Source organism: Nesterenkonia xinjiangensis, from assembly GCF_013410745.1.
In the GTDB taxonomy this organism is placed as follows: domain Bacteria; phylum Actinomycetota; class Actinomycetes; order Actinomycetales; family Micrococcaceae; genus Nesterenkonia; species Nesterenkonia xinjiangensis.
Map to the genome: position 1 here is coordinate 2,572,063 of NZ_JACCFY010000001.1, position 24,956 is coordinate 2,597,018.

Sequence of the window (24,956 nt, forward strand, 5' to 3'; positions counted from 1 at the left end):
ATGAGCACCGCCACCGCCGCACCCGCCCAGCGGGCCGCCGACGTCGTCGACCTCACCGGCCAGTCCGCCCTGGCCCGGCTGGAGGCCGAGTCCATCCACATCATCCGCGAGGTCGTCGCCGAGTTCGACCGCCCCGCCATGCTCTTCTCCGGAGGCAAGGACTCGGTGGTGATGCTGCACCTGGCCGCCAAGGCCTTCTGGCCCGGGAAGATCCCGTTCCCCGTGGTGCACATCGACACGGGCCATAACTTCGAGGAGGTCCTGGACTTCCGGGACCGCACCGTGGAGCGGCTCGGCCTGAAGCTGGTGGTCGGCAGCGTCCAGGAGCTCATCGACTCCGGGGAGCTGGCAGAACGTGCTGACGGCACCCGCAACCCGCTGCAGACCGTGCCGCTGCTGCGCACCATCGCCCAGCACCGCTTCGACGCCGTCTTCGGCGGCGCCCGCCGGGACGAGGACCGCGCCCGGGCCAAGGAGCGCATCCTCTCGCTGCGTGACGAGTTCGGCCAGTGGGACCCGCGCAGCCAGCGCCCCGAGCTGTGGAACCTCTACAACGGACGCCACCGCCCGGGCCAGCACGTGCGGGCTTTCCCGATCAGCAACTGGACCGAGTTGGACGTGTGGCGCTATATCGCCGCCGAGGAGATCGAGCTGCCCCCGCTGTACTACGCCCATGAGCGCGAGGTCTTCCACCGCGACGGCATGATCCGGGCCGTGGGGCCGCACAGCCTGCCCACCCCTGAGGAGCCCACGGAGCAGCTGCGCGTGCGCTACCGGACAGTGGGGGACATGTCCTGCACCGGGGCGGTGCTCTCCGATGCCGCGGACAACGCCGCCGTGCTGCGCGAGGTCGCCGCCGCCACCATCACCGAACGTGGCGCGACCCGCGCTGACGACCGGCTCTCCGAAGCTGCCATGGAGGACCGCAAGAAGGACGGATACTTCTGATGACCGCCACACTGTTCAGGCTGGCCACCGCCGGCAGCGTCGACGACGGCAAGTCCACCCTGGTGGGCCGCCTGCTCCACGACGCCCAGGCCATCCTCTCCGATCAGCTCGACGCCGTCGCCCGCTCCTCCAAGGATCGCGGCTTCGGCGAAGACGGCGCGGAGCTGGACCTCGCCCTGCTCACCGACGGTCTGCGCGCCGAGCGCGAGCAGGGGATCACCATCGACGTGGCCTACCGCTACTTCGCCACGGATCGGCGCAGCTTCGTGCTCGCCGACTGCCCCGGGCACGTGCAGTACACGCGCAACACGGTCACCGGCACCTCCACTGCGGATGCGGTGGTGCTGCTGGTCGACGTCCGCCACGGCGTGGTCGAGCAGACCCGTCGCCACCTGGCGGTGGCGCACCTGCTGAGGGTGGAGCACGTGATCATCGCGGTCAACAAGATCGACGCGGTCGACCATCGGGAGGAGCCCTTCCGGCAGGTGGAGGCCGACGTCGCCCGCATCGCCGCCGAGCTCGGAGCGGACTCCAGCGGAGTCTCCGGAGCGTGCGCCCCGATCGTGATCCCGGTCTCCGCGCTGCGCGGGGACAACGTGGTGGCACCCTCGGCGAACACCCCCTGGTACGAGGGCGAGGCGCTGCTGCCCATCCTGGAGCAGCTGCCCGACGCCGACCACGCCCGGCGCCGCACCGAGCCGCTGCGGCTTCCGGTGCAGACCGTCATCCGTCCCCATTCGGAGTTCCGCGGCTATGCCGGACAGATCGTCTCCGGCTCCCTGGCCGCCGGGGACGAGGTGCTGATCCAGCCCGGCGGGCATCGCACCGCGGTGACCGCCGTTCACCGGACCGCCCTGCAGGCCCGTGCCGCCGCAGAGCAGGGTGGAGCGAGCCTGCGCGCCGAGGCCCCGGAGTCCGTGGTGGTGGAGCTGGCCGGCCAGTTCGACGTCGCCCGGGGCCACCTGCTGGCCGCTTGCGAGGCCCCGGCCACGGAGCGTGACGAGCTGACCCTGGCCCTGGCCTGGCTCGGCGACGGCGCGCTCACCCCGGGCGCCCGTGTGCTGGTCAAGCACGGCACTCAGACCGTGAAGGGCCTGGTCGAGGAGATCACCGATCGGCTGGACCTGGCCACGCTGACCGGCCAGCCGACCCGGGAGCTGGTGCTCAACGACATCGGGACCGTCACCCTGCGGCTGGCCGGGGCGCTGTCGGTGGACGACTATGCCACCGCCAAGCGCACCGGCGCGGTGCTGCTCATCGACCCGGACAGCGGGGACACCCTGGCCGCCGGCATGGTGCGTCTTCCGGTCTTCGAGGAGTCCGAGGACCAGGACGACGATGCCGCGTGGTTGGCGGGGTGAGCCATGCGTCGCGTCCGCATCACCTCTGAGCTGACGACCGCTCCCGACGGACGGGTCCTCACCCGGGCCGCCGGGCCGCGGCGCGCGCTCGCGCTCGCCGTCGCCTCCGGCACCGCCCTGCTGGTGGGCAGCACCGCGGTGTTGGGAGCGACCTGGCAGGGAGAGCCGGAGCCTGGTGCGGAGATCTCCGCCGAGCAGCTCTACGCCGGGGACCAGCGGGCAGACTCTGTGCGACTGGGGTACTTCCCCAACGTCACCCACGCTCCCGCATTGGTGGGTCTGCAGGAGGAGCTCTTCACCGAGCACCTCGCCGGGACCGCCTTCCACGCCGAGACCTTCAACGCGGGGCCTGCGGCAGTGGAGGCGCTCACCGCCGGTGCGGTGGACGCCGCGTTCATCGGCCCTACCCCAGCCATCCACTCCTACGCCCAGTCGGCGGGGGAGAGCCTCTACGTGGTCTCCGGGGCGGCAGCCGGAGGAGTCCAGCTCATCGTCCGAGAAGGGATCGAGAGCCCGGAGGACCTGGCCGGGGCGGACCTGGCCACCCCGCAGCTGGGAGGGACCCAGGACGTCGCCGCCCGGGTGTGGCTGGCCGAGCAGGGCCTGACCGAGGACGTGGCGATCACGCCCACGGACAACCCGCAGACGCTGCGGCTCTTCGAACAGGGCAGGATCGACGCCGCCTGGGTGCCCGAGCCGTGGGCCTCCAGGCTGGTGCACGAGGCCGGCGGGCAGGTGCTCGTCGACGAGCGGGACCTGTGGCCCGAGGACCGGTTCCCCACCACGGTGCTCGCGGTGAACCAGGAGTTCGCCCAGGCATATCCGCAGACCGTCAAGGATCTGGCGGCAGCCACGGAGGCCGCCGTCACCTGGCTGGAGGACACCGAGGAGGGCGAGGTGCACCGCACCCTGAACGCCCAGCTGGACGAGGATCTGGGCCTGGAGCTTCCTGCCCCGGTGCTCACCCGGTCCCTGGAGCAGCTGAGCTTCACCACCGATCCGCTTCAGGAGGCCTTCCCCCAGCTGGTGGAGGACTCCGAGACCGCCGGCACCGGCGATTCCGTCGACGTCGGCGGCCTGGTCATCCCGGCCCCGGGGGAGACCCCCACAGACCAGAGCGGCGCCCCGGGCGTCGAGGAGGAGGACTGATGAACGAGGCCGTGGTCTTCGACGCCGTGGACAAGTCCTTCGCCGCGGGACCGGAGGTGCTCTCCCAGGTCAGCTTCGACATCGCCGAGGGAGAGTTCGTCTGCCTGCTGGGCGCTTCCGGATGCGGAAAGTCCACCCTGCTGAGCATGATCGCCCAGCTGGAGCGGCCCACCGGGGGCGCCATCGAGGTCACCGAGGGCGGGGCGGCGTTCATGTTCCAGGACCCCTCGCTGTTCCCCTGGCTGACCGCCGAGCAGAACATCATGCTCGCCCTGCGTCTGGCCGAGGGTCGCTGCCAGATCCGTCAGCGGAAGGCTCGGCGCGAGCGTGCGGCCGCGCTGTTGGATCTGGTGCGGCTCTCCGACCACGCCGGCCGCCGGCCCCACGAGCTCTCCGGCGGCATGCGCCAGCGGGTGGCCCTGGCTCGTGCGCTGGCGCAGGAGCGGCCGGTGATGCTCATGGACGAGCCCTTCGGGGCCCTGGACGCCATCACCCGTTCCCTGCTGCACGAGGAGCTGCTGCGCATCTGGCGGGCCACCGGGCGCACCGTCGTCTTCGTCACCCACTCTGTGGACGAGGCGGTGCATCTGGGGCAGCGGGTGCTCCTGCTCTCCTCCCGACCGGGCCGGATCATCGGTGAGTGGGAGGTTGAGGAACAGGACCGAGAGGGCGCTCGACGGGCAGGACTGGTCGACGAGATCACCGAGCGGCTGCGGAACGAGGTGGGGCGCCATGGTGGTCACGCGAACTGAGGAGCACGCCCACCACGGTGCCTCCCGGGGCACCGGCCAGGGCCTCGGCCAGGCCGAGGCGGGCACCGGCTCCCAGACCCGCCCTGGCGGGTCAGCGCCCGACGTCGCCGATGTCTCCCGCGGGCTGGACGCCCTGGAGACCCCGGGTTCATCCGCCCGGAGGCGTCTGGACCCGCAGTCCGTGCTGCTGCCGGTGGCCGCCCTCGCGGTGGTCATCGTCGCCTGGCAGCTCTACGTGATGACCGGCCACCGGCGTGGCGACCTGGTCCCCGGGCCCTTCGACGTCGCCGCCACCGCTTGGGAGCTCTGGCTCACCGGAGCGTTCTGGGAGGCGGTGAGCACGTCACTGGGGCGAGGGCTCACCGGATTCGCGCTGAGCATCCTCATCGCCACCCCGGTGGGGCTGATCATCGCGCAGGTGCGCCTGCTGCGGCAGGCCTTCGGACCGCTGATCTCCGGGCTGCAGGTGCTTCCCTCGGTGGCCTGGGTGCCCGCGGCGATCATCTGGTTCGGACTCACCGACGCCACCGTGTACTTCGTGATCTTCATGGGCGCCATCCCCTCGGTGGTCAACGGGCTCATCGCCGGGGTGCGGCAGGTCCCACCTCAGCACCATCGGGTGGGCCGGGTGCTGGGAGCCGGGCGCTGGCAGATGACGACCCGCATCCTGCTGCCGGCCATCCTGCCCTCCTATGTCGGGGGCCTGCGGCAGGGCTGGGCCTTCTCCTGGCGGTCGCTGATGGCCGCCGAGATCATCGCCACCGGTGGCTCCATGGGCTACGGGCTGGGCACGCTGCTGGACCAGGGACGAGCGCTCGCCGACATGTCGGTGGTATTGACCGCGGTGCTGATCATCCTGCTGGTCGGGGTGATCGTGGAGCTGCTGGTCTTCGCCCCGATCGAACGCCGTCTGCTGAAGACGAGAGGACTTCTGGAACGATGAGAGAGACCACGAACATCCATCCCCGCACCTCGCGGACCGACGTGCCCGCTCCGGGCGGCCATGTGGCCCTGATCGGCGGAGGCCCGGCCCAGGCGGACCTGATCACCCATCGTGGCCATGAGCTGCTGCTGGCCGCCGACGTCGTGGTGGCAGACAGGCTGGGCCCCCGGGCCCTGCTGGAGGAGCTCGCCGAGGGCGTCGAGGTGATCGACGTCGGCAAGGCTCCGGGCTGCCACACCGCCACCCAGGACGAGATCAACGACCTGCTGGTGGACCGGGCGCTGCGCGGACTGCGGGTGGCCCGGCTGAAGGGCGGCGACCCCTACGTGCTGGGCCGCGGATCCGAGGAGCGGGAGCATTGCCGCCGCTTCGGGATCCCCGTGGAGGTGGTCCCCGGGATCACCTCGGCGGTCGGGGTCCCGGCGGAGGCCGGCATCCCGCTGACCCACCGCGGTCTGTCGCGCGGCTTCACCGTGATCACCGGTCATGACGACCTCGATGTGGTCCCGCGCTCCGAGCAGCACACTCTGGTGATCCTCATGGGTGTCTCCACCCTGCGGCGCACCGCCACACATCTGATGGTCAACGGTCATGACGCATCCACTCCGGTGGCGATCATCGAGTCAGGCGGCACCCCGGAGCAGCGGGTCACCCTGTCCAGGCTCCACGCGGTGGCCGACGTCGCCGCACGCCGGAAGGTGGCCAATCCTGCGGTGATCGTCGTGGGTGCGGTGGTGACCTTGGCCGACGACTGGCCGCTGGAGCTCGACACCGACGCTCCCCTCTCGGGCCGCCGCACCGCGGCCACTGTGACCTCCCCCTGACGAACGAAGGACAGACAAGACTATGAGCACTGACATCACGCATCGCGTCGCCGTGGTCGGCGCCGGCCCGGCCGGCGTCTACGCCGCTGACATCATCGCCCGCTCGGAGCATGGCGAGCAGATCGCCATCGATCTCTTCGACCGCTACCCGGCGCCTTTCGGGCTGATCCGTTACGGCGTCGCCCCGGACCACCCGCGGATCAAGGGCATCATCAAGGCCCTGCACAAGGTGATGGACCGCGGCGGCATCCGGTTCATCGGCAATGTGGACTTCGGCACTGACATCACGCTGGCGGAGCTTCAGGAGCATTACGACGCCGTCATCTTCTCCACCGGAGCGATCGACGATGCCGCCCTGAACATCGAGGGCATCGACCTCGAGGGCTCCTTCGGTGCGGCCGACTTCGTCTCCTGGTACGACGGCCACCCCGACTACCCCCGCGAGTGGCCGCTGGAGGCGAAGGAGATCGCGGTGATCGGCAACGGGAACGTCGCCCTCGACGTGGCCCGGGTGCTCTCCAAGCATGCGGACGACCTGCTCACCACCGAGATCCCGGACAACGTGTACCAGGGGCTGAAGGCTTCCCCGGTGACGGACGTCCACGTCTTCGGACGGCGTGGCCCCGCACAGGTGAAGTTCACCCCGCTGGAGCTGCGCGAACTGGCGCACAGCCACGACGTGGACATCGTCCTGCACCCGGAGGACTTCGAGTTCGACGCCGGCTCTGACGAGGCCATCAGGTCCAACAACCAGGTCAAGACGATGGTCAACACCCTCACCAACTGGCTGGTGGAGCAGGAGGAGCGTGAGGAGGATCCGGAGCACCGCCCGGCCTCCCGGCGGCTGCACCTGCACTTCCTGCAGTCCCCGGTGGAGATCCTCGCCGGCGAGGGGGAGCGGGCCGGGAAGGTGGACGGCATTCGGCTGGAGCGCCAGGAGCTCGACGGCACCGGCAACGTCCGCGGCACCGGAGAGTTCCTCGAGTACCCGGTGCAGGCGGTGTATCGCGCGGTGGGCTACTTCGGCTCTCCGCTGGCGGACGTGCCCTTCGACGCCGACCGGGGCGTCATCCCGCACGAGGCCGGCCGGGTGCTCGGCGAGGACGGTCACCCGCTGCCCGGCGTCTACGCCACCGGCTGGATCAAGCGGGGGCCGGTGGGGCTGATCGGGCACACCAAGGGCGATGCGCTGGAGACGGTGGGCTGTCTGCTGGAGGACCTGCCCGCGCTGCCCGGCCGGACCGGGGGAGGGGAAGAGGTCGACGTCGTCGAGCTGCTCGAGTCCCGCGGGGTGGAGGTCACCTCATGGGATGGCTGGCTGCGGCTGGACGATCACGAGCGCACCTTGGGTGCCGAGTACGGGGAGCTGCCGGACGGCTCGGCTCGTGAGCGGGTGAAGGTCGTCGAGCGCGCGGAGATGGTGGGCGTCTCCCGCAGCGGCAGCGCCGTGCGTGTGTGAGGCGCCCCTAGCATCCGTTGAGCTGGTGAGTTTCCGCCCGAATCAGCGCTCACAGAGCCGCATAAGGGCGGAAACTCACCAGCTCAACGTGCCTTCGGGTGGGAACGTCAGTGGGTGATCGCGGTCTGCTGGTATAGGACCAGCCGGACTCGGGCCTCGATCAGACGGTAGGTGCTGGACATCAGCGCCACGAACGGGTCCTCACCGGTGCGCGTGGCGCGGGCTCGATAGATCAGTGCCGCACAGTCTGCGCCCAGCGGGATCAGCGCCGGGTCGGTGATCTCGTAGGTGTCCCAGGCGGGAGCCCCATCGAGGGAACCGACGACGCCGTCACGGTCCAGCACCATGCCGTTGACCAGGATCATCCGCGCGTCGGGGGCCATCAGGTCGCCGTAGAACGCGCCGCCCCGATTCTCACACAGGGCGTTCCAACCCTCGTGCTCCAGGGTCAGAAGTGTCGAGAGATCGAGCATGAGGGCACGGTAGCAACGGAGGTGATGTCCTGGGCACCCTGTGCGACCAGCCACTCTCGCGCCGGGGAGAGTGAGCCCGGAGACGGGGAAGGGAGATGCTGTGCGGGAAGGCCCTCAGGAGGCCTGGGCCTCGGCCAGCCGCTGCGCGATCGCGAGGCGCTCCACGGCGAACTCACCGGGGCGGTGGTGCTGGCAGAAGCCTCCGTCGGGGACCTTCTGCAGGTGCGCGGCCATCTGGGCCAGCTCCACGGGGCTGAACTCCTCGGCACGACGGCGCTTGGCCGGCTGCGCGCGTTCGGGCCTGTCCCGCGGCTCGACCTCCAGGCCGAACACGTCCTCCAGCGCCCTCACATAGTCCTCGGTGCGGCCCTCGGCGGCCAGCTCCCGGGCACGGACGGTGGGGGTGTGCAGCAGCTTGCGGACGATCCGCCGCACGGCGAACTCGACCTCCTCGGCCGCCGCGGTACAGCCGTGCTGCCTGCGGACCTTCTCCATCTCCCCGTCCAGCACGGACTGGGTGTGGCGGCGCAGCGCCACGATGGCGTCGTCGGCGCTCCGCTGCTGGCGCTCGGTCAGGTACTCCTGGACCGCCGACTGCACGACCTCGCGGGCCTGCTCCAGGGAGTCCTCGGTCTCGGAGGGCGCTGCCATCTTCACCGACTCCAGGGTGATCAGCTCGACGCCGGGCAGCTCGGCCACATCAGGGGTGAAGTCGTGCGAAAGCGCCAGGTCGATGATCGTCAGGTCCTTCTGGCGACCGGTGGGGCCGACCCCGGCCAGGGAGCGGATCTCCCGGGCGGTGATCTGCCGATTTCCCCCCGAGCAGCCGATGATGAGGTCCGCGGAGGCGAAGGCCTCGGCCAGGTCCTCCATCCTCAGCGCACGGGCCGCGGCACCACGCTCGGCGACGAACTGCTCAGCACGTCCGGAGCCGGAGAAGACGGCGATGTCGTGCACCCCACGTTCCTGCAGCTGGGCCAGTGAGGTGCCCGCGTAGGCGCCGGTGCCGACCAGCACGACGGAGGCGCCGCGATAGAAGGAGGCGCCGTTGCCACGCATGTCTCCGGCGATGTCCAGGGCCACCGAGACGATGGAGCGGCCACGGGAGCCCAGAGCGGTGCGGGTGCCGACGTCCTTGGCGGTGCGGGTGGCGGTCTCGAACAGCCGGGTGAGGCTGCCGGAGACGGTGCCGGAGTTCTGTGCGTCGGCCAGGGACTTGCGCACCTGTCCGGCGATCTCCCGCTCACCGACCACTGCGGAGTCTAGGCCCGCCCCGACCTCAAAGAGGTGGCTGACGGCGTCGTCCTCCACCAGAGTCCGGAACGTGGAGGCGATGGTCTGCCGGTCGACGCCGGAGGTCTCGGCCACCGCGTCGATGAGCTGCTCACGGCTGGACTCGACGGCGGTGGGATCGTCGGCGGGGGACTCGGCGTAGATCTCCAAGCGATTGCAGGTGGCCAGCGTGACGGCAGGCACATTGACAGAACCGGCCACTTCGGCCGCTCCTGAGCTGAGGATGCCGACGGTCTCGAGATCGAGATCGGCGTGGGTTGCCACCAGGGAGAACAGAGTCACGACAGAGTCAATTCTACAACGCGTCGTAGAAAGAGGCAGAATTGGGGGCATGTCTTCTGAAACATTCTCCGGCATGGCCGCCACCTCGCCCCTCACGGCACCCGTGCGGACCGTCGAGGTCCGCCGTGCCGCGGCCGGCAGGAACTCCCGGACCGTCAGGTCCGCGCTGCCCGCCGACCATCCCCTGACCAGCGGCGTCACTGCGGACTCCCCGCTGCTGGTGGAGTACCGCGGCGGTCGCGACGCCGCGGGGAACCCGGTCCGTCCGAACCGCCGCCCGGTGTGGTTCATGCGACAGGCCGGCCGCTCGCTGCCGGAGTACCGGACGCTGCGCGAGGGCACCTCCATGCTCGACGCCTGCCTGGACCCGGAGATGGCGGCGGAGATCACCCTCCAGCCGGTGCGCCGCCACGACGTCGACGCCGCGATCTTCTTCTCGGACATCGTGATCCCGCTGCGCCTGGCCGGCATCGACGTCGAGATCGTCCCCAATGTGGGCCCGGTCCTCGGCAGCCCGGTCCGTACCCGTGCAGACGTCGAGGCGCTGCCGACGCTCGACGACGACGCCTTCGCGCCGATCACCGAGGCGGTGCGTCGGACCGTGGCGCAGCTGGGCTCCACCCCGCTGATCGGCTTCGCCGGGGCGCCGTTCACCTTGGCCGCCTACATGGTGGAGGGGCGTCCCTCACGTGACCACCTGGGTCCACGCACCATGATGCACGCGGACCCGGACACCTGGGACGCGCTGGCCTCCTGGGCCGCCGACGTCTCGGGCCGATTCATGCGAGCCCAGCTGATGGCGGGCGCCTCGGCGGCGCAGCTCTTCGACTCCTGGGCCGGTTCGCTGGGCCGGGACGACTACGCCGCCCACGTCCAGAAGCACTCCGCCGCCGCGTTCTCCCACGTCGCCGGCCTCGGTGCCCCGCTGATCCACTTCGGTACCGGCACCGGCGAGATCCTGGACCTGCTGAAGGAGGCCGGGGCCGACGTCGTCGGCATCGACTACCGGGTGAACCTGGCCGAGGCCACCCGCCGCCTGGGCGCGGAGACCCCGCTGCAGGGCAACATCGACCCGGCGCTGCTCACCGCGGACTGGGACGTGCTGGAGACCCATGTGCGTGAGGTCGTCGCCGCCGGCTCCGGGGCGGCGGGCCATGTGCTCAACCTGGGCCACGGTGTGCCGCCGAGCACCGATCCGGAGGTCCTGACCCGGGTGGTCTCGCTGATCCACGAGATCAGCCCCGCGCAGCCATGAGGCGGCGGGTCGCCGTCGTCGGCGGGGGAATCGCCGGTCTGGTGGCCGCCTGGGACCTGGTCCGCGGCGGCTGCGCGGTGACCCTCCTCGAGGCCGGTCCCCGGCCCGGGGGAGCCATCGGCACCCATCGGCTGGGCGGCGTCGAGGTCGACGCCGGCGCCGAGTCCTTCGCCACCCGCTCCGCCGCGGTGCCCCGGCTGATCGGGGAGCTGGGCCTGCAGGACTCGGTCATCGCCCCTCACCCCTCCGGGGCCTGGCTGCAGCTGCCCGATCTCGCCGCGCCGCTGCCGGCCACCGGGATCCTGGGCATCCCCGCGGACCCGCTCGCCGCTGACGTGGTGCGCATCATCGGTGCCGAGGCCGCCGCGCGGGCGGCGGCGGATCGTGAGATGCCGGTGGATGCCTGGCGCGGACGTGAGGACATCACCGTCGGGGAGCTCGTGCTCGATCGGATGGGCCCGGCAGTGCTGGAGAAGCTGGTCACGCCCATCGTCTCCGGGGTGCACTCGGCCCGGCCCGAGCAGCTCGACGCAGGCAACGCCGCCCCCGGACTGGTCGAGGCGATGCTGCGCGAGGGATCCCTGGCCGGAGCGGTGGCCTCGGTGAAGGCTCAGGCCCCGGCCGGCGCGGCGGTGAACTCGCTGCACGGGGGTCTCTCCACCCTGATCCGCGCGCTCGACGAGGCGCTGCGCGCCCAGGGTGCGGAGATCCGGCTGGGTGAGCGGGTCACGGATCTGCCGGCGCTGCTGAGCGCGCATGACCATGTGGTGCTGGCGGTGGACGCCCCGGCCGCCCTCCGGCTGCTGGAGCCTGTCGCCCCGCAGGCGTCCGCGCAGCACGACACAGGGCAGCACGACACTGGGCAGCACGACGACGGCACCCCGGGTGAACCCGCTGCGTCCCGCGCCGGACGCGGCGTCGCGCTGGTCTCCCTGCTGCTGGACGCGCCCGAGCTGGATGCCCGCCCGCGGGGCACGGGGATGCTCGTGGCCCCCGGCGTGGACGGGGTGGGCGCGAAAGCCATGACCCATGTCTCCTCGAAGTGGCCCTGGGTGGCCGAGGCGCTGGGGCCCGGTCGGCACCTGGTGCGGCTCTCCTACGGGCGTGTCACGGACGTCCCGGGCACCGGTGCGCTGGGCTTGGAGTCAACTGATGAGCTCCTGCTGGCCGCTGCACGCGCCGACGTCGCCGCGCTCTTCGAGCTGCCGCGGCTGAGGGAGCAGGTCCTGGAGGCCGATGTGGTGCGCTGGGAGAAGGCGCTGCCGCAGGCCTCGGCCGGGCATGCCCGGCGGATCCGAGGCCTGCGCGAGGAGCTGGCCGACTCGGCCGTCAGCGTGGTGGGAAGCTGGTTCGCGGGCACGGGTCTGGCCCGGGTGGTGCCCGACGCCCGGCGGGCCGCGGCGGAGATCCTCGCCACATGACCCCGGCCGTGACTTTGCGGAGCACCGAATTTTCTACAGAATGTAGAAGGACGATCCGGCGCCGTGTCATTCCCTCCCGCTAGGCTGGGACGGCGTCGAGAAGCAGGAGGAATGCATGAGCTACGGTCGCAACGCCCAGAGGACCCCGGAAGAGGTCAACGCCTCGGGACGGGACTGGTACACCCTGTACACCGTCTTCGCCCGCGCGGACAGCTCCGAGGGGGTCGTTCGCGGCCCGCAGGCCAGCCCTGAGGAGATCGCGCCGCTGGCCGAGGAATTCGACGCCGTCGTCGCCGGCCTGGACCAGGACGAGGTCATCCTCCGCGGGGTCTATGACGTCTCCGGCATGCGTGCCGAGGCCGATGTCATGACCTGGCTGACCGGCCACTCCGCCGAGGCTCTGCAGGCTGCCCTGCGTCGGCTCCACCGCACCGCCCTGCTGGGCTCCTCGCGCATCGTGTTCTCGGCTCTGGGCGTGCACCGCACGGCCGAGTTCGCCCGCAGCCACGTGCCGGCCTTCGCCCGCGGCGTCGAGGCCGAGGACTGGCTGGTGGTCTACCCGTTCAACCGGTCCTATGACTGGTACCTGATGGACCCGAAGAAGCGTGGGGCCCTGCTGCGTGAGCACGGCATGCTCGGCCAGGAGTTCCCCTCCGTCCTGGCCAACACCACCAGCGCCTTCGCCCTGAATGACTGGGAGTGGCTGCTCGCCCTGGAGTCACCCCAGCTGACCGACCTCGTGGACATGATGCGGCGTCTGCGGGAGTCCGAGACCCGATACCACGTCCGGGACGAGACCCCGTTCTACACCGGACGCCGCCTCCCCACCACCACCGAGATCGCAGAGGTGCTGCGCTGACATGAGCTCCCCGACGAATGACGCCGGCTTCGACCCCCGCCGGGGCTATGATGCCGAGGGCGTCATGGCCCCCAAACAGTACGACGCCGTCCTGCTCGCCTCCTTCGGGGGGCCGGAGGGGCAGGATGACGTGATCCCGTTCCTGCGCAACGTGACCCGAGGGCGGGGGATCCCGGACGAGCGCCTCGAAGAGGTCGCCACGCACTACCGGGCCAACGGCGGCGTGAGCCCGATCAATGCGCAGAACCGTGCGCTGAAGGCGGCGCTGGAGGCCGAGCTCGCCGCGCGCGAGATCGACCTGCCCGTGTACTGGGGCAACCGGAACTGGGCGCCCTACGTGCCTGAGACCCTCCAGGAGATCCACGACGCCGGGCACCGTCGGGTGCTGACCGTGACCACCTCGGCCTACTCCTGCTACTCCTCCTGCCGCCAGTACCGCGAGGACCTCGGCGTGGCGCTGCGCGAGACCGGGCTGGAGGGCCGCCTCGAGGTGGACAAGATCCGCCAGTACTTCGACCACCCCGGCTTCGTGAAGGCCTTCCTGCCGGGCCTGCAGGCTGGGCTGGCGCAGATGCGGGAGGCCGCGGGCCAGGACGGCAAGGTCCATGTGCTCTTCGCCACCCACTCGATCCCGAACTCCGACGCCGCCGCGGCCGGTCCGCGTCCGCTGGCCGCCGAGCTGGTCGAGCAGACCGGCGCCGCAGCGGGGGAGGCCAACGGCGCCGACGTGTACTCCGCCCAGCACCTGGCGGTGGCCGAGCTGCTGATGGCGATGGCACCCGAGGCCGAGGGCGTCGACTGGTCCCTGGTGTACCAGTCCCGGTCGGGCCCGCCCTCGGTGCCTTGGCTGGAGCCTGACATCAATGACGCCATGGAGACCCTCGCCAAGGAGCAGGGCGTCACCGCCGTCGTCGTGGTTCCGCTGGGCTTCGTCTCAGACCACATGGAGGTCCTCTGGGACCTCGACACGGAGGCCAAGGAGACCGCGGAGGAGCTGGGCCTGGACTTCGTCCGGACTCCGACCCCGGGCACTCACCAGGAGTTCGTGGGCGGACTCGTGGACCTGATCGGCGAGCGGCTCGCCCAGGCGGAGGACCGCCCTGTCCGGGAGGGCCTGACGGACTTCGGACCCTGGTACGACGTCTGCCGGCCCAACTGCTGCGTGAAGGTCATGCTGGACGGTACGGAGAAACCCACGGTGGCCGCGGTGGACTCCGAGGTCGGAGTGCCGCAGGCCTGATGGTGGACTCCCGCATGTTCCGCGTCGGCACGCGCGGCAGCCGGCTCGCGCTGACCCAGACCACCCTCGTGGCCGAGGCGCTCACGGCGGCCTCGGGGATGAGCCATGAGCTGATCACCGTGCGCACCGACGGCGACATCCTCACTGGTCCGCTCGCACAGATGGGCGGCACCGGCGTCTTCGCCTCCGCCCTCCGGCAGGCGCTGTTCGACCGCACCTGCGACGTCGCGGTCCACTCTCTGAAGGACCTGCCGGCCAAGGATCTCGACGGGTTGAGCATCGCCGCGGTCCCGGTGCGCGAGGACGTCCGTGACGCCCTGTGCTCCGCCGGGGATGTGCCGCTGGCCGACCTTCGGGACGGTGCCACCGTGGGCACAGGATCCCCGCGGCGCGCTGCCCAGCTGCTCGCGGCGAGACCTGATCTGCGGGTCGTGGACATCCGCGGCAATGTCGGCACCCGCCTGGCCCGGGTGAAGGGTCGGGAGGACGCCGCCGAGGTCTCCACCCAGGCGCCCGACGCCGCCCGCGGAGACCTGGACGCCGTCGTGCTGGCCGGCGCCGGGTTGCGCCGGCTGGGACTGGAGCATCACATCTCCGAGCTGCTGGAGCCGGGCATCATGCTGCCTGCTCCCGGGCAGGGATCCCTGGCGGTGGAGGTCCGCGCCGAGGATGTCGTCGCCGGTGCTCCGTTGGCCCCAGCCCTCAGCGCGTACGACGACGTCGCCGCCCGCCTGGAGACCACCGCCGAGCGGGCCCTGCTGGCGCGGCTCAACGCCGGCTGCTCGGCCCCGATCGGCGGACTCGCGAGGTTCTCGGAGGACACCGACGGCCCGGCGGTGCTGCAGCTGGACTCCATGGTCTGTGCCCCGGACGGCTCGGCCGTCCAGCGCGCGCGGGCCGAGGTGTCCTTCAGCCGCAGCGCAGAGTCTCTGCAGGCGGCCGTCGAGCTGGGCACCCGAGTGGCGGAGCAGCTGCTCGCCGAGGACACCGGGCTGCTGGCCCACGTCATCGACACCTGACCCCCCCCCACGGTGGAGGGCCTCATCCTGCGGGATGAGGCCGGGTTCAGCCTGTGCTCCGATGCGCCCGGGGCCTCCGGCGGACGATGCTGGAGGCATGATCACCACCGCCCCGCCTGTGCTGCAGGCGCATTCGCTCTCGAAGACCTATGACTCCGCCCACGCGCTCGTCGACGCCGGGCTGACCGTCCACCCCGGAGAATCGGTGGCCATCATGGGCCCCTCCGGCTCTGGGAAGACCACGCTGATGCATGTGCTCTCCGGCATCATCCAGTCGGACACCGGCGACGTCGTCTTCACCCCCGCACCGGGTCACGCGCCGGTGAACCTCGCCACCCGGACCTCCGAACAGCGGGCCCGGCTGCGTCGTGAGCACATCGGGTTCGTCTTCCAGGACGGCCTGCTGCTGCCGGAGCTGACCGCCCTGGAGAACGTGGCCGTCGCCCGCATGGTCGCCGGGGTACCGCGGGCCCAGGCCCAGCAGGAGGCCGCGGGCTGGCTGGGGGCCCTGGGGTTGGCTGGCTATGAGCAGCGGCGCCCGGGACAGCTCTCCGGCGGTCAGGCCCAGCGGGTCGCCATCGCCCGCGCGCAGGTGACCGGCCCCGCCGTCGTCTTCGCCGATGAGCCCACCGGTGCGCTGGACTCGGCGACCTCCGAGGCGGTGCTGGATGCGCTGTTGGGCTCCACTGTCTCCCGAGGTGCCCCGCTGGTGATGGTCACCCATGACGAGGCAGTCGCCGCACGCTGCTCCCGGCTGATCCGGCTTCAGGACGGACGGGTCGTCCATGACTCCGCAGGGGTGCACGCATGAACCGGCTGTTCCTCTCCCGTCTCCTCTCCCAGCGTCAGGTGTGGGGGCTGCCGGTGGCGGCGTTCGCGATCACCAGCGGCATCGCCTACATGGTGATCGGCGGTGCCGGGTGGTTCTTCCGGCTCGAGGGTGAGCTGGCCGGGCTGTATCTGATGCTGGCTGCCATCGCGCTGGTGCTGCTGGCGGTGCCGATGGTGCTGCTCATGGCATCCTCCGCACGGCTGATGGCCCGACGGCGCGATGAGCGGCTCTCCAGCCTGCGGCTGCTCGGCGCCTCGAGCCGACAGCTGCGCGGACTGGCCCTGTCCGAGGCCGCGGTGCTGGCCGCCGTCGGCGTCGGGATGGGTGCGGTGGTCTACCTGGCGCTGATGCCGCTGGTGGGTCTGCTGCCCTTCGCCGGCTCCCGGATCGGGACCGAGGGCCTCTGGATGGGGCCGCTGGCGCTCGGGGCCACAGCGGCGGGGCTGCTGGCCGTGGCCGTGGCCAGTGCCGCGGCCGGGATGCGGCGCATCGAAATCACCCCGCTGGGGGTGCGCACCCGCACCCTGCCGGCCCGGGTCCATTGGATCCGGCTGCTGATCGCCGCCGTCGGCTTCGTGCTGGCCCAGGTGATCGCCCAGGTGGTCGGCGTCGGATCCATGGCGGTGCTGGTGGCCATGGTCCTGGCGATCATCGCCGTGCCCCTGGTGGCGGTGCATCTGCTCGGCCCCTGGGTGCTGAAGCTGGTGGCGCAGCTCCAGCTGCGCCGGGCACGCACCGCGGAACGGCTGATCGCCGCACGCAGCGTGCTGGAGTCGCCGCAGCAGATGTGGCAGCAGATCGGCGGGGTCGCGATCACCACGTATGTGGGGGTGATCGCCGGCGCGGGGATGGGCCTGGCGTCTCTGGGGATGACCGGGGCGGATGCCGAGGAGCTCGTGCTGCTGGGTGACATCCAGCGAGGCGTGCTGCTCACGCTGGGTGTCTCCTTCGTGATGACCGCCTGCGCGGTGGGCATCAGCCAGACCGCCCAGGTGCTGGATCGTCGGGACCTCTACTCCTCGCTGGCGAAGGTGGGCCTGGAGCTCTCGCAGCTCTCGGCGATCCGCCGGCTGGCGGTGATGCGTTCGCTGATCGCCGTGGTGGCCATCGCGGTGATCGCCGCCGCGCTGAGCGCTCTGCCGCTGCTGGGCGCGGCCGTGCTGCTGGCCCCGGCCTCCACGGCCACTGTGGCGGGCGTGCTGGTGGCCGGGGTGCTGGTGGTGCTGCTGGGCGTGCTGGCAAGTCGGCCGACGCTGCGCCGGGTCATCGCTGTCTGACGGCCACCATTCCCGCAGCACACGACGACGCCGGGAGCCGCCCCTCGGCGGCCCCCGGCGGTGAGCGCGTGGCAGACTGTGGGGCATGCGCATCGTCCTCACCCGCTGGCCCCATCAGGCCGGCCGTCTGGAGGAAGGGCTGCGTGCGGCGGGGATCGACGTCGGCTTCCTCCCGCTCACCGAGCAACGGCTGCCCGCCGATCTCACCGTGCTGCGGGCCGCGGTGACTGATCTGGCCGAGGGTCGGTTCCAGTGGCTGCTGCTGACCAGCGCCACCACGGTCTGGGCGCTGCAGGAGGCCGGCTGGGACGGCGACGTGCCCGAGGGCACCCGCATCGGGGTGACCGGCCCCGGGACCGCACAGGCGCTCCCGAGTGCCGCGCCGCAGGCCTGGATGCCTCACAGGGAGGCCAGCGCGGCGGGGATCCTCGCCGAGCTGCCCGCACCGCGCCCGGGGGAGCAGGTCCTGCTGCCGCAGTCCGCCCAGGCTCGGCCCCAGCTGGTCAACGGCCTGCGGTCCGCCGGATGGGAGGTCACCCAGGTGACCGCCTACGAGACCGTGGACCGGGTCCGTGAGGGCACCCTGCCGCCGTCGGGAGCCGACGACCGGTGTGCCGGCGTCGTCGGCCCCGCGGAGCTGGCCGGAGCCGAGGCCGTGCTGATCACCAGCTCCACAGCCGCTCGTGCCTGGGCTCGTCTCACGCTGCCTGGTGAGTCCGACACCCCCGCGCTGCTGGCGATCGGCAGACCCACCGCGCAGACGCTGGACGAGCTGCAACTCTCGGCCCGGATGCTGGAGGATGTCTCTGCGGCGGCCGTCCTCCGGGCGCTCGGCGTCGCCCCGGGCCCTGAGCACGCACGGCCCCGTCCGGTGGATCGCAGGCCGGGGACCGGTCACTAGAATGGAGGCGGTGCCGGTGCCGCCACCGTGGTGCTCCGACCGCCCGGCGTCAGCCGCAGCCCCTGCGCCGCAGGGCCTGGACCGGCGCCGCACCTCGGCCGCGAAGACCCGTGCGCCGGAGCATCGTCTGCACGATCGCCGTCCCCGACACTCTGGAGAGCCTGCGTGAGTTTCCCCGCCCGCCGTCCGCGACGCCTGCGCCGCACCCCCGCCCTGCGCCGACTGGTGGCCGAGACCCGGCTGCACCCGGCCGACCTGATCCTGCCGGTCTTCGTCCGGGAGGGTCTGGACGCGCCTGCTCCGATCAGCTCCATGCCCGGGGTGGTGCAGCACAGCGAGGCCTCCCTGCTGGAGGCCGCCGAGGAGGCCCGCGAGCTGGGGCTGGGCGGCATCATGCTCTTCGGCATCCCCGCCGTCCGAGACGCCGTCGGAACCGCCTCCCTGGATCCGGAGGGCATCCTGAACCGCAGCATCCGTGCGGTGAAGGCACGGGTGGGGGAGGACCTGCCGGTGATGAGCGACCTCTGCCTGGACGAGTTCACCGATCACGGCCACTGCGGAGTGCTCACCGCCGAGGGCGCGGTGGACAACGACGCCACCCTGGAGATCTACGCGCAGATGGGGGTGGCCCAGGCCGAGGCCGGTGCCGACGTCGTCGCGCCCTCCGGGATGATGGACGGCCAGGTCGCGGTGATCCGTCAGGCGCTCGACGAGGCCGGGCACCAGGAGGTGCCGATCCTCGCGTACTCGGCGAAGTACGCCTCGGCGTTCTACGGTCCTTTCCGTGAGGCCGTGGACTCCCAGCTCAGCGGGGACCGGCGCACCTACCAGATGGACGCCCCGAACCGCACCGAGGCGCTGCGCGAGGCCGAGATGGACATCACCGAGGGTGCGGACATGATCATGGTCAAGCCCGCCACCGCCTATCTGGACATCCTGGCCGACGTCGCCGCGTTCAGCGACGTCCCCGTGGCCGCCTACCAGGTCAGCGGCGAGTACGCGATGATCGAGGCCGCCGCCGCCCAGGGCTGGGTGGATCGCCGAGGCGTCATCCTCGAGTCCATCACCGCGATCCGCCGCGCCGGAGCGACGAACGTGCTGACCTATCACGCCGCCGAGATCGCCGGCTGGCTGCACGAGGGCTGAGGCCCGCGCCGCCGTCGTCGCGCCTGCGGCCCCGACCTTGCCGAACCCCCGATCTTTCGCAACCGTTGAACCCGTGATCCGAGAGGACCCTGTGACTGACCCGCAGACCACCAACCAGCAGCTCTTCGACTCGGCCCGTGACCTGATGCCTGGCGGGGTGAACTCCCCGGTGCGAGCGTTCGGCTCGGTCGGCGGCACCCCGGCGTTCATGGTCTCCGCGGAGGGCCCCCACCTCACCGACGCCGAGGGTACCCAGTACGTGGACCTCGTCGGCTCCTGGGGCCCGGCCCTGCTGGGCCACAAACACCCTCGGGTCATCGAGGCCGTCCACGCCGCCGTCGACGCCGGCCTGGGCTTCGGCACCTCTCACCCCTCAGAGACCCGACTGGCCGAGCTGGTGCGCTCCCGAGTGCCCGGGGCGGAGATGATCCGCATGGTCTCCACCGGCACCGAAGCCACGATGACGGCGATCCGCCTGGCGCGCGGGGCCACCGGCCGCAACCTGGTGGTCAAGTTCGCCGGCTGCTACCACGGCCACTCCGACGGGCTGCTCGCCGCCGCCGGATCCGGGGTCGCCACTCTGGGGCTTCCAGGCTCCGCGGGCGTCACCGAGGCTCAGGCCTCGGAGACCATCGTCGTGGAATACAACGACCAGGAGGCCCTGGAGCAGGTCTTCGCCGAGCGGGGCAACGACGTCGCCGCCGTCATCACCGAGGCCACTCCGGCCAACATGGGCGTGGTGCCCCCGGCGGAGGGCTTCAACGCGTTCCTCCGGGAGATCACCGAGCGGCACGGTGCGCTGATGATCTTCGACGAGGTCATGACCGGCTTCCGTATCACCGAGGCCGGCTACTGGGGCGCCTCCGGGCGCACCGAAGGCTGGACCCCGGACCTGTTCACCTTCGGGAAGGTCATCGGCGGCGGCCTGCCCACCGCGGCGGTGGCCGGGCGCCGCGACGTCATGGAGCACCTGGCGCCGACCGGGCCGGTGTACCACGCGGGCACGCTGTCCGGGAACCCGGTGGCGATGGCCGCCGGAGTGGCCACCCTGGAGCACGCCACCTCGGAGGTCTACCAGCACATCGACCGGCAGGCCGAGGTCGTGGCCTCCGCCCTGGGCCAGGCGTTGGACGCCGCCGGGGTGGACCACTCGATCCAGAAGGTCGGCTCGCTGTTCTCGCTGGCCTTCGGCACCTCCGCCACCGGGGTGAAGGACTATGCCGCCGCCCAGGCGCAGGAGACCTTCCGGTACGGCCCGTTCTTCCACGCGATGCTTCAGGCCGGGGTGTACCTGCCGCCGAGCGTCTTCGAGGCCTGGTTCCTCTCCGCCGCGCATGACGACGGCGCCGTCCAGCGAATCGTCGACGCACTGCCGGCTGCGGCCGAGGCCGCGGCCGCTGCAGAGGCTCCCGCGGGCTGAGGCCCCAGATAGACCGAGTGGCCACGAATCACCGGATCTTCAGGGTGACACGCCGTGCGTGCCCCGGAGATGCCGTGATTCGTGGCCACCCGATATGTGTGAGCAGGCCTCAGGGCCTGGGCTGGCTCAGCGCCCGGCGTCGCGGATGGTGCCGTACTCCAGGGCGGACCAGAAGTCGCCGCGCACGTATCGCTGCTCCGGCTCCGGGTTGAAGTCGAAGCTTCGGACCGTGCCCTGCTGCAGCGACGAGGCCACCAGACGACGGCGGCCCTGGCTGGCCAGGACCTTCGCCTCCAGCCCGGTGAGGTCGTACCGCGCGTCCAGCTCTGCGTGCAGGGCGGCGACGACGTCGGCATGCCCCGGGTCCGAAGCCAGGTTGCGCAGTTCGTCTGGATCAGTCTCCAGGTCGAAGAGCTGGTCCGGGTCCCCGGGGCAGGTGATGTACTTGTGCCGCCCGCGCACGATCGTCAGCTGGGGACGGTAGGTGCCCTCGGCCAGATACTCGATGACCACGTCCCGATCCTCCGGGCCCAGCTCCCCGGCACGCTCCCGGCGGGCCACCTCCAGCACAGAGTCCCCGGCGGTCTCGGCCGCGGGTGCCCGGCCCAGCTCCAGCAGGGTGGGCATCAGGTCCAGCAGGGAGACCGCCGTGCTGAACCGTCCGCGCGGCACCAGACGCTCTGGGCCATAGACGATCAGCGGCACCCGCGAGGACTGCTCGTAGGGGGACATCTTGTACCAGAGGCCCTTCTCACCGACCATGTCGCCGTGGTCGGAGGTCACGATGATCACCGTGCTCTCCGCCAGGCCGAGCGTGTCGAGGCGCTCGCGGATGCGACCCACGTGGTCGTCGATGTAGCTGACGGCAGCGTAGTAGGCGCGTCGGGCCCGCCGGACCTCCTCGATCCCCGGCTCCCGGACGTCGAAGCCGCTCATCGCCCGCAGCCGGTGGCTGTGCGGGTCGGTCGCGGCGTCGGGCACCTGAGGGTGCGCGGGGTCGGGGATGTCGCCGTCGGCGAACCGGTCCCAGTGCTCCGGGGGCGGCTCGTAGGGGTCGTGCGGGTGGATGAAGCTGCTGACCATCAGGAACGGCCGGGCCTGCTCGCCGTGGGAGGTCGCCCACTGGTTCGCCCGGGCCCGGTCGTTGAGGTGGCGCAGCGTGCGGAAGCCCACCTCGTCGTCGAAGTCCTGCTGGACGGTGGCCTTCGAGACGCCGGCGGAGAAGACGGCGTCGGCGTCGTGGTACCACTGCAGCTTCTGGTCCAGCGGCCGGGTCCAGTCCGGGACCATGTCCAGATCGGCGGGGTAGACGTCGGTGGTGAGACGCTCCTCGAACCCGTGCTGCTGGTCCGGGCCGATGAAGTGCATCCGGCCCACCAGCGCCGTGTGGTATCCGGCGTGGCGCAGATGGTGCGCGAAGGTCGGCGTCGAGGACGGGAAGTCATCGCCGTTGTCGTAGCAGCCCAGTTCTGAGGGCATGAGGCCGGTCATCATCGACGCGCGGGACGGGGCGCACAGCGGGGTGTTGCAGTACGCCCGGTCGAAGACGGCTCCCTCGGCGGCGAGGGCGTCCATGTGCGGGGTCTTCGCGGCCTGGTCGCCGTAGGCCCCCATCGCCTGGGCGGCCATCTGGTCGGCCTGGATGACGACGATGTTCGGAGGGGAGACGGTGGCTCCGTCGGCAGGGGGAGACACGGTTCCGTCGTGGTGGGAGACGTGTTCTGCTGTCATCCTGCATCCCTCCTTCGGGGTCATTCCGGGGCGACCTGCGACGTGCAGGCCGTGGCCAGCGTACAGGTTCGCGATGGCTAAGCTGGAGGGCATGGTCTCCACGCATGACGCACCCTCCTGCTGCGGAGCCTCCCGCGGAGAGGCCGACGACGCCGGCGCACCAGAGTCTGCGCAGAGCGAGTCCGATGGGCCTGCCGTGCCTGGCCCACCCCGTGCGGCGCTCCAGGCGCTCACGGCAGCCGCCTCGGGGCAGCTGTCCCTGCTGGGGCTCGACGGCGGCGCCTTCCGGATGGGCAGTGAGGATCAGCTGGCCTATCCGCAGGACGGCGAAGGGCCGGTGCGAAGCGTGGAGGTGGCTCCGTTCGCGATCGCGGCGACCACGGTGACGGTGGCGGAGTTCGCCACATTCGTGCTGGCCACCGGGCATCGCAGCGATGCGGAACGAATGGGGGACTCGCTGGTGTTCAGCGGAAAGCTCGAGTCCGGGGTGGCTGATTCGCTGCCCCGGGTGGCGGACGCGCCCTGGTGGGCTGTGGTGCCGGGGGCCACCTGGTTCTCACCCGAAGGGCCGGGCTCCGAGGTGCGCGGACGCGAGGATCATCCGGTCACCCATGTCTCCCAACGGGACGCGCAGGCCTATGCCGAGTGGGTGGGTGCTCGGCTGCCCTCCGAAGAGGAGTGGGAGTTCGCCGCCCGTGGGGGCCTGGACCAGCAGCCGTACCCGTGGGGTGGGGTGCGGGATCCTGAGGGGCAGCGTCGGATGAACATCTTCCCGGGCAGCTTCCCGGATGCTCCCGACGGGCCGGTGGGCACCGTCCCGGTGCGGTCCTACGCGCCGAACGGGTATGGGCTGTTCAACGTCACCGGCAACGTGTGGGAGTGGACGGCGAGCCCGTTCCAGGGCGACCCGGCGGTGCCGGCGATGCGCGGCGGCTCCTATATGTGCCATGAGTCCTACTGCCGCCGGTATCGGACCTCGGCACGCAGCTCGGCCACGGCAGACACCTCGCTGGGCCACACCGGGTTCCGGCTCGCGCTGAGCCGGTGAGCGGCTGAGCCTGTGGCCGGAGCGCAGACGCTGCCTCGGCCGGTGGGCTTCAGGTGAGCTCGGAGCTCTTCTGAGGGTCGTGGGAGATCACAGCCTGCAGCGGCGCGACGGCGAGCGTGGCGATGGTCAGACAGGCGATGGCGTAGCCGAGGTGGCTGTCGAGGGAGTCCCGCAGGTGCGGAAGCACCCACATGATCAGTGCCGTCACCGCGGCGAGCAGGGACATCAGCGGCATCGCAGCACCGGTCAGGTGTGTGGCACCGTGGGCGCGCATGCCGTAATGGATGGACCCGATGACTGCACCGCCGAGGAGGACGGTGTTCAGCAGGAGCAGCATCCAGAAGCTGGGTGAGTGGTGTTCGGTGAAGACTGGCAGGGATCCGTGGCCGAAGAAGAACGCGGCCGCAGAGATCGTCAGCAGGAAGGCGGCGTACCCGTCATGGGGCGCCCCGAGAGCCGGTTTCGCCACTTGCGTGTCCTGGTTCTGTTCCGTCTGCGAATCACTCATGGATCCACTGCATCACACCGGCCACCTCGGATCCACGACGGCGTCCGGCCGGGTCTTGCGGAAGTGGTCCTGCAGCGAGGCGGCCTGCTCGGCCTTCCACCCGATCTGCAGCTGGTGGAGCTCGTCCGCGGTGATCTGGATCTGCGGGAAGCGGGAGGCCAGGGCATCGGCGACTTCGACGGCGGCCCGGGCGTCGGCGGAGGCCGAGTGTGCGTCGTCGAGCACCACGCGGTAGTGCTCGGAGAGGTGGCCCAGGGTGCGTTTGCCGCGGCGGAACTTGTCCACCTGCTTGTCGATCACCAGGGGGTCGATGACCGGAGCCGCCTCGGGGAAGTCTGCCCCGTAGCGCAGGGCCTCCTCGGCGAGGACGGTGAGGTCGTAGGGAGCGTTGAAGACCACCACCGGGGTTCCGGTGGCGAACTCCTGGGAGAGCGCGTAGACGATCTGCGGGATCGCTTCGGCGGCGAGCTGACCCTCGGCCTGCGCACGTTCAGTGGTGATGCCATGGATGGCGGTGGTCTCCGCGGGGATCTCGACCCCCGGGTTGACCAGCCAGTCCTGGACGCGCACTGCGGGTTCGGGTGCGCTCAGGCCGGGAGCGACCTCGGCCTGGGGTTCGAAGATCACCAGGGCCGCGGAGACGATCCGAGCGACTCGGGGGTCTCGGGAGGTGGTCTCCAGGTCGAAGCCGACTCGGCGGCCGAGGTGCCATGAGTCGCCGTTGGCGGGGAGGTCGAAGAGCATCGGGTTGTCCACACCTCCAGACTATCCCGGTCCCATGACATGTCTGCGACGGTCATGCGGGCCGGGACCTG

23 protein-coding genes are annotated in these 24,956 nt (G+C 71.2%); 18 read left to right on the plus strand and 5 right to left on the minus strand.

The features are described 5' to 3' along the window. From cysD to HNR09_RS11635, 7 genes are read left to right on the plus strand one after another with little or no spacing between them, the layout of a single operon-like run. The gene (gene cysD / locus HNR09_RS11605) at window positions 1-948 is read left to right on the plus strand and encodes a sulfate adenylyltransferase subunit CysD (RefSeq protein ID WP_179542187.1); all 948 of its coding nucleotides are present in this window, start codon (window positions 1-3) and stop codon (window positions 946-948) included. Beyond that, window positions 948-2,309: a sulfate adenylyltransferase subunit 1 gene (locus HNR09_RS11610; protein ID WP_179542188.1), complete on the plus strand. Its 1,362-nt coding sequence runs from the start codon at window positions 948-950 to the stop codon at window positions 2,307-2,309. Before cysD ends, HNR09_RS11610 begins: the two co-directional genes overlap by 1 nt. A gap of 3 nt (window positions 2,310-2,312) precedes the next feature. Next, window positions 2,313-3,458, plus strand: a complete 1,146-nt coding sequence (locus HNR09_RS11615; RefSeq protein WP_179542189.1) for an ABC transporter substrate-binding protein — start codon at window positions 2,313-2,315, stop codon at window positions 3,456-3,458. Further along, window positions 3,458-4,210 (plus strand): ABC transporter ATP-binding protein, encoded by a 753-nt coding sequence (locus HNR09_RS11620; RefSeq protein ID WP_179542190.1) that lies wholly within the window; start codon window positions 3,458-3,460, stop codon window positions 4,208-4,210. Before HNR09_RS11615 ends, HNR09_RS11620 begins: the two co-directional genes overlap by 1 nt. Continuing rightward, entirely contained in the window at window positions 4,191-5,153 is a 963-nt protein-coding gene (locus HNR09_RS11625) for an ABC transporter permease (protein WP_179542191.1), read from the plus strand. The genes HNR09_RS11620 and HNR09_RS11625 overlap by 20 nt, the downstream gene beginning before the upstream one ends. After that, window positions 5,150-5,977 (plus strand): uroporphyrinogen-III C-methyltransferase, encoded by an 828-nt coding sequence (cobA, locus tag HNR09_RS11630; protein ID WP_179542192.1) that lies wholly within the window; start codon window positions 5,150-5,152, stop codon window positions 5,975-5,977. Before HNR09_RS11625 ends, cobA begins: the two co-directional genes overlap by 4 nt. Before the next feature lie 22 nt (window positions 5,978-5,999). Next, entirely contained in the window at window positions 6,000-7,436 is a 1,437-nt protein-coding gene (locus HNR09_RS11635) for an FAD-dependent oxidoreductase (protein WP_179542193.1), read from the plus strand. 107 nt (window positions 7,437-7,543) lie between these two features. On the opposite strand, the gene HNR09_RS11640 is transcribed toward HNR09_RS11635, so the two are convergent. Continuing rightward, complete coding sequence (locus HNR09_RS11640) at window positions 7,544-7,909, minus strand: nuclear transport factor 2 family protein (protein WP_179542194.1); 366 nt, start codon at window positions 7,907-7,909, stop codon at window positions 7,544-7,546. 114 nt (window positions 7,910-8,023) lie between these two features. Further along, entirely contained in the window at window positions 8,024-9,484 is a 1,461-nt protein-coding gene (locus HNR09_RS11645) for a glutamyl-tRNA reductase (RefSeq protein ID WP_179542195.1), read from the minus strand. A 49-nt stretch (window positions 9,485-9,533) separates the two neighbouring features. Between HNR09_RS11645 and hemE the strand changes: the two genes are divergently transcribed. The 10 genes from hemE (at window position 9,534) to hemL (ending at window position 20,854) form a co-directional block, all read left to right on the plus strand. Beyond that, a complete protein-coding gene (gene hemE, locus HNR09_RS11650) occupies window positions 9,534-10,739 on the plus strand; it encodes a uroporphyrinogen decarboxylase (protein WP_179542196.1) in 1,206 nt (401 codons plus the stop codon). Beyond that, window positions 10,736-12,160, plus strand: a complete 1,425-nt coding sequence (locus HNR09_RS11655; protein ID WP_179542197.1) for a protoporphyrinogen/coproporphyrinogen oxidase — start codon at window positions 10,736-10,738, stop codon at window positions 12,158-12,160. The genes hemE and HNR09_RS11655 overlap by 4 nt, the downstream gene beginning before the upstream one ends. A 115-nt stretch (window positions 12,161-12,275) precedes the next feature. After that, a complete protein-coding gene (gene hemQ / locus HNR09_RS11660; protein ID WP_179542198.1) occupies window positions 12,276-13,019 on the plus strand; it encodes a hydrogen peroxide-dependent heme synthase in 744 nt (247 codons plus the stop codon). Between the two features lies 1 nt (window position 13,020). Further along, window positions 13,021-14,259: a ferrochelatase gene (locus HNR09_RS11665; protein WP_179542199.1), complete on the plus strand. Its 1,239-nt coding sequence runs from the start codon at window positions 13,021-13,023 to the stop codon at window positions 14,257-14,259. Continuing rightward, complete coding sequence (hemC, locus tag HNR09_RS11670; RefSeq protein WP_179542200.1) at window positions 14,259-15,278, plus strand: hydroxymethylbilane synthase; 1,020 nt, start codon at window positions 14,259-14,261, stop codon at window positions 15,276-15,278. The genes HNR09_RS11665 and hemC overlap by 1 nt, the downstream gene beginning before the upstream one ends. 97 nt (window positions 15,279-15,375) lie before the next feature. Beyond that, window positions 15,376-16,089, plus strand: coding sequence for an ABC transporter ATP-binding protein (locus tag HNR09_RS11675; RefSeq protein ID WP_179542201.1), 714 nt, complete (start codon window positions 15,376-15,378; stop codon window positions 16,087-16,089). Beyond that, window positions 16,086-17,387, plus strand: a complete 1,302-nt coding sequence (locus tag HNR09_RS11680; RefSeq protein ID WP_179542202.1) for an FtsX-like permease family protein — start codon at window positions 16,086-16,088, stop codon at window positions 17,385-17,387. Before HNR09_RS11675 ends, HNR09_RS11680 begins: the two co-directional genes overlap by 4 nt. Before the next feature lie 85 nt (window positions 17,388-17,472). Next, complete coding sequence (locus tag HNR09_RS11685) at window positions 17,473-18,288, plus strand: uroporphyrinogen-III synthase (protein ID WP_179542203.1); 816 nt, start codon at window positions 17,473-17,475, stop codon at window positions 18,286-18,288. Between the two features lie 165 nt (window positions 18,289-18,453). Continuing rightward, window positions 18,454-19,434 carry a porphobilinogen synthase gene (gene hemB / locus HNR09_RS11690; RefSeq protein ID WP_179542204.1) on the plus strand — a complete coding sequence of 327 codons (981 nt, stop codon included), beginning with the start codon at window positions 18,454-18,456 and terminating at the stop codon, window positions 19,432-19,434. Between the two features lie 91 nt (window positions 19,435-19,525). Continuing rightward, window positions 19,526-20,854 (plus strand): glutamate-1-semialdehyde 2,1-aminomutase, encoded by a 1,329-nt coding sequence (gene hemL, locus HNR09_RS11695; RefSeq protein WP_343047527.1) that lies wholly within the window; start codon window positions 19,526-19,528, stop codon window positions 20,852-20,854. A gap of 126 nt (window positions 20,855-20,980) precedes the next feature. Here hemL and betC read toward each other — a convergent pair whose 3' ends face one another. Beyond that, window positions 20,981-22,585 (minus strand): choline-sulfatase, encoded by a 1,605-nt coding sequence (gene betC, locus HNR09_RS11700; protein ID WP_179542205.1) that lies wholly within the window; start codon window positions 22,583-22,585, stop codon window positions 20,981-20,983. A gap of 73 nt (window positions 22,586-22,658) precedes the next feature. Here betC and HNR09_RS11705 point away from each other — a divergent pair, with 73 nt between their 5' ends. Further along, on the plus strand, window positions 22,659-23,633 hold the full coding sequence (locus tag HNR09_RS11705; RefSeq protein WP_218881930.1) for a formylglycine-generating enzyme family protein: 975 nt from the start codon (window positions 22,659-22,661) through the stop codon (window positions 23,631-23,633). A gap of 49 nt (window positions 23,634-23,682) precedes the next feature. Here HNR09_RS11705 and HNR09_RS11710 read toward each other — a convergent pair whose 3' ends face one another. Both HNR09_RS11710 and HNR09_RS11715 read right to left on the minus strand, forming a co-directional pair. After that, window positions 23,683-24,141, minus strand: a complete 459-nt coding sequence (locus HNR09_RS11710) for a hypothetical protein (RefSeq protein ID WP_179542206.1) — start codon at window positions 24,139-24,141, stop codon at window positions 23,683-23,685. Window positions 24,142-24,153: 12 nt separating this feature from the next. Then, the gene (locus HNR09_RS11715) at window positions 24,154-24,897 is read right to left on the minus strand and encodes a 3'-5' exonuclease (RefSeq protein ID WP_343047528.1); all 744 of its coding nucleotides are present in this window, start codon (window positions 24,895-24,897) and stop codon (window positions 24,154-24,156) included. Window positions 24,898-24,956 lie beyond the last annotated feature (59 nt).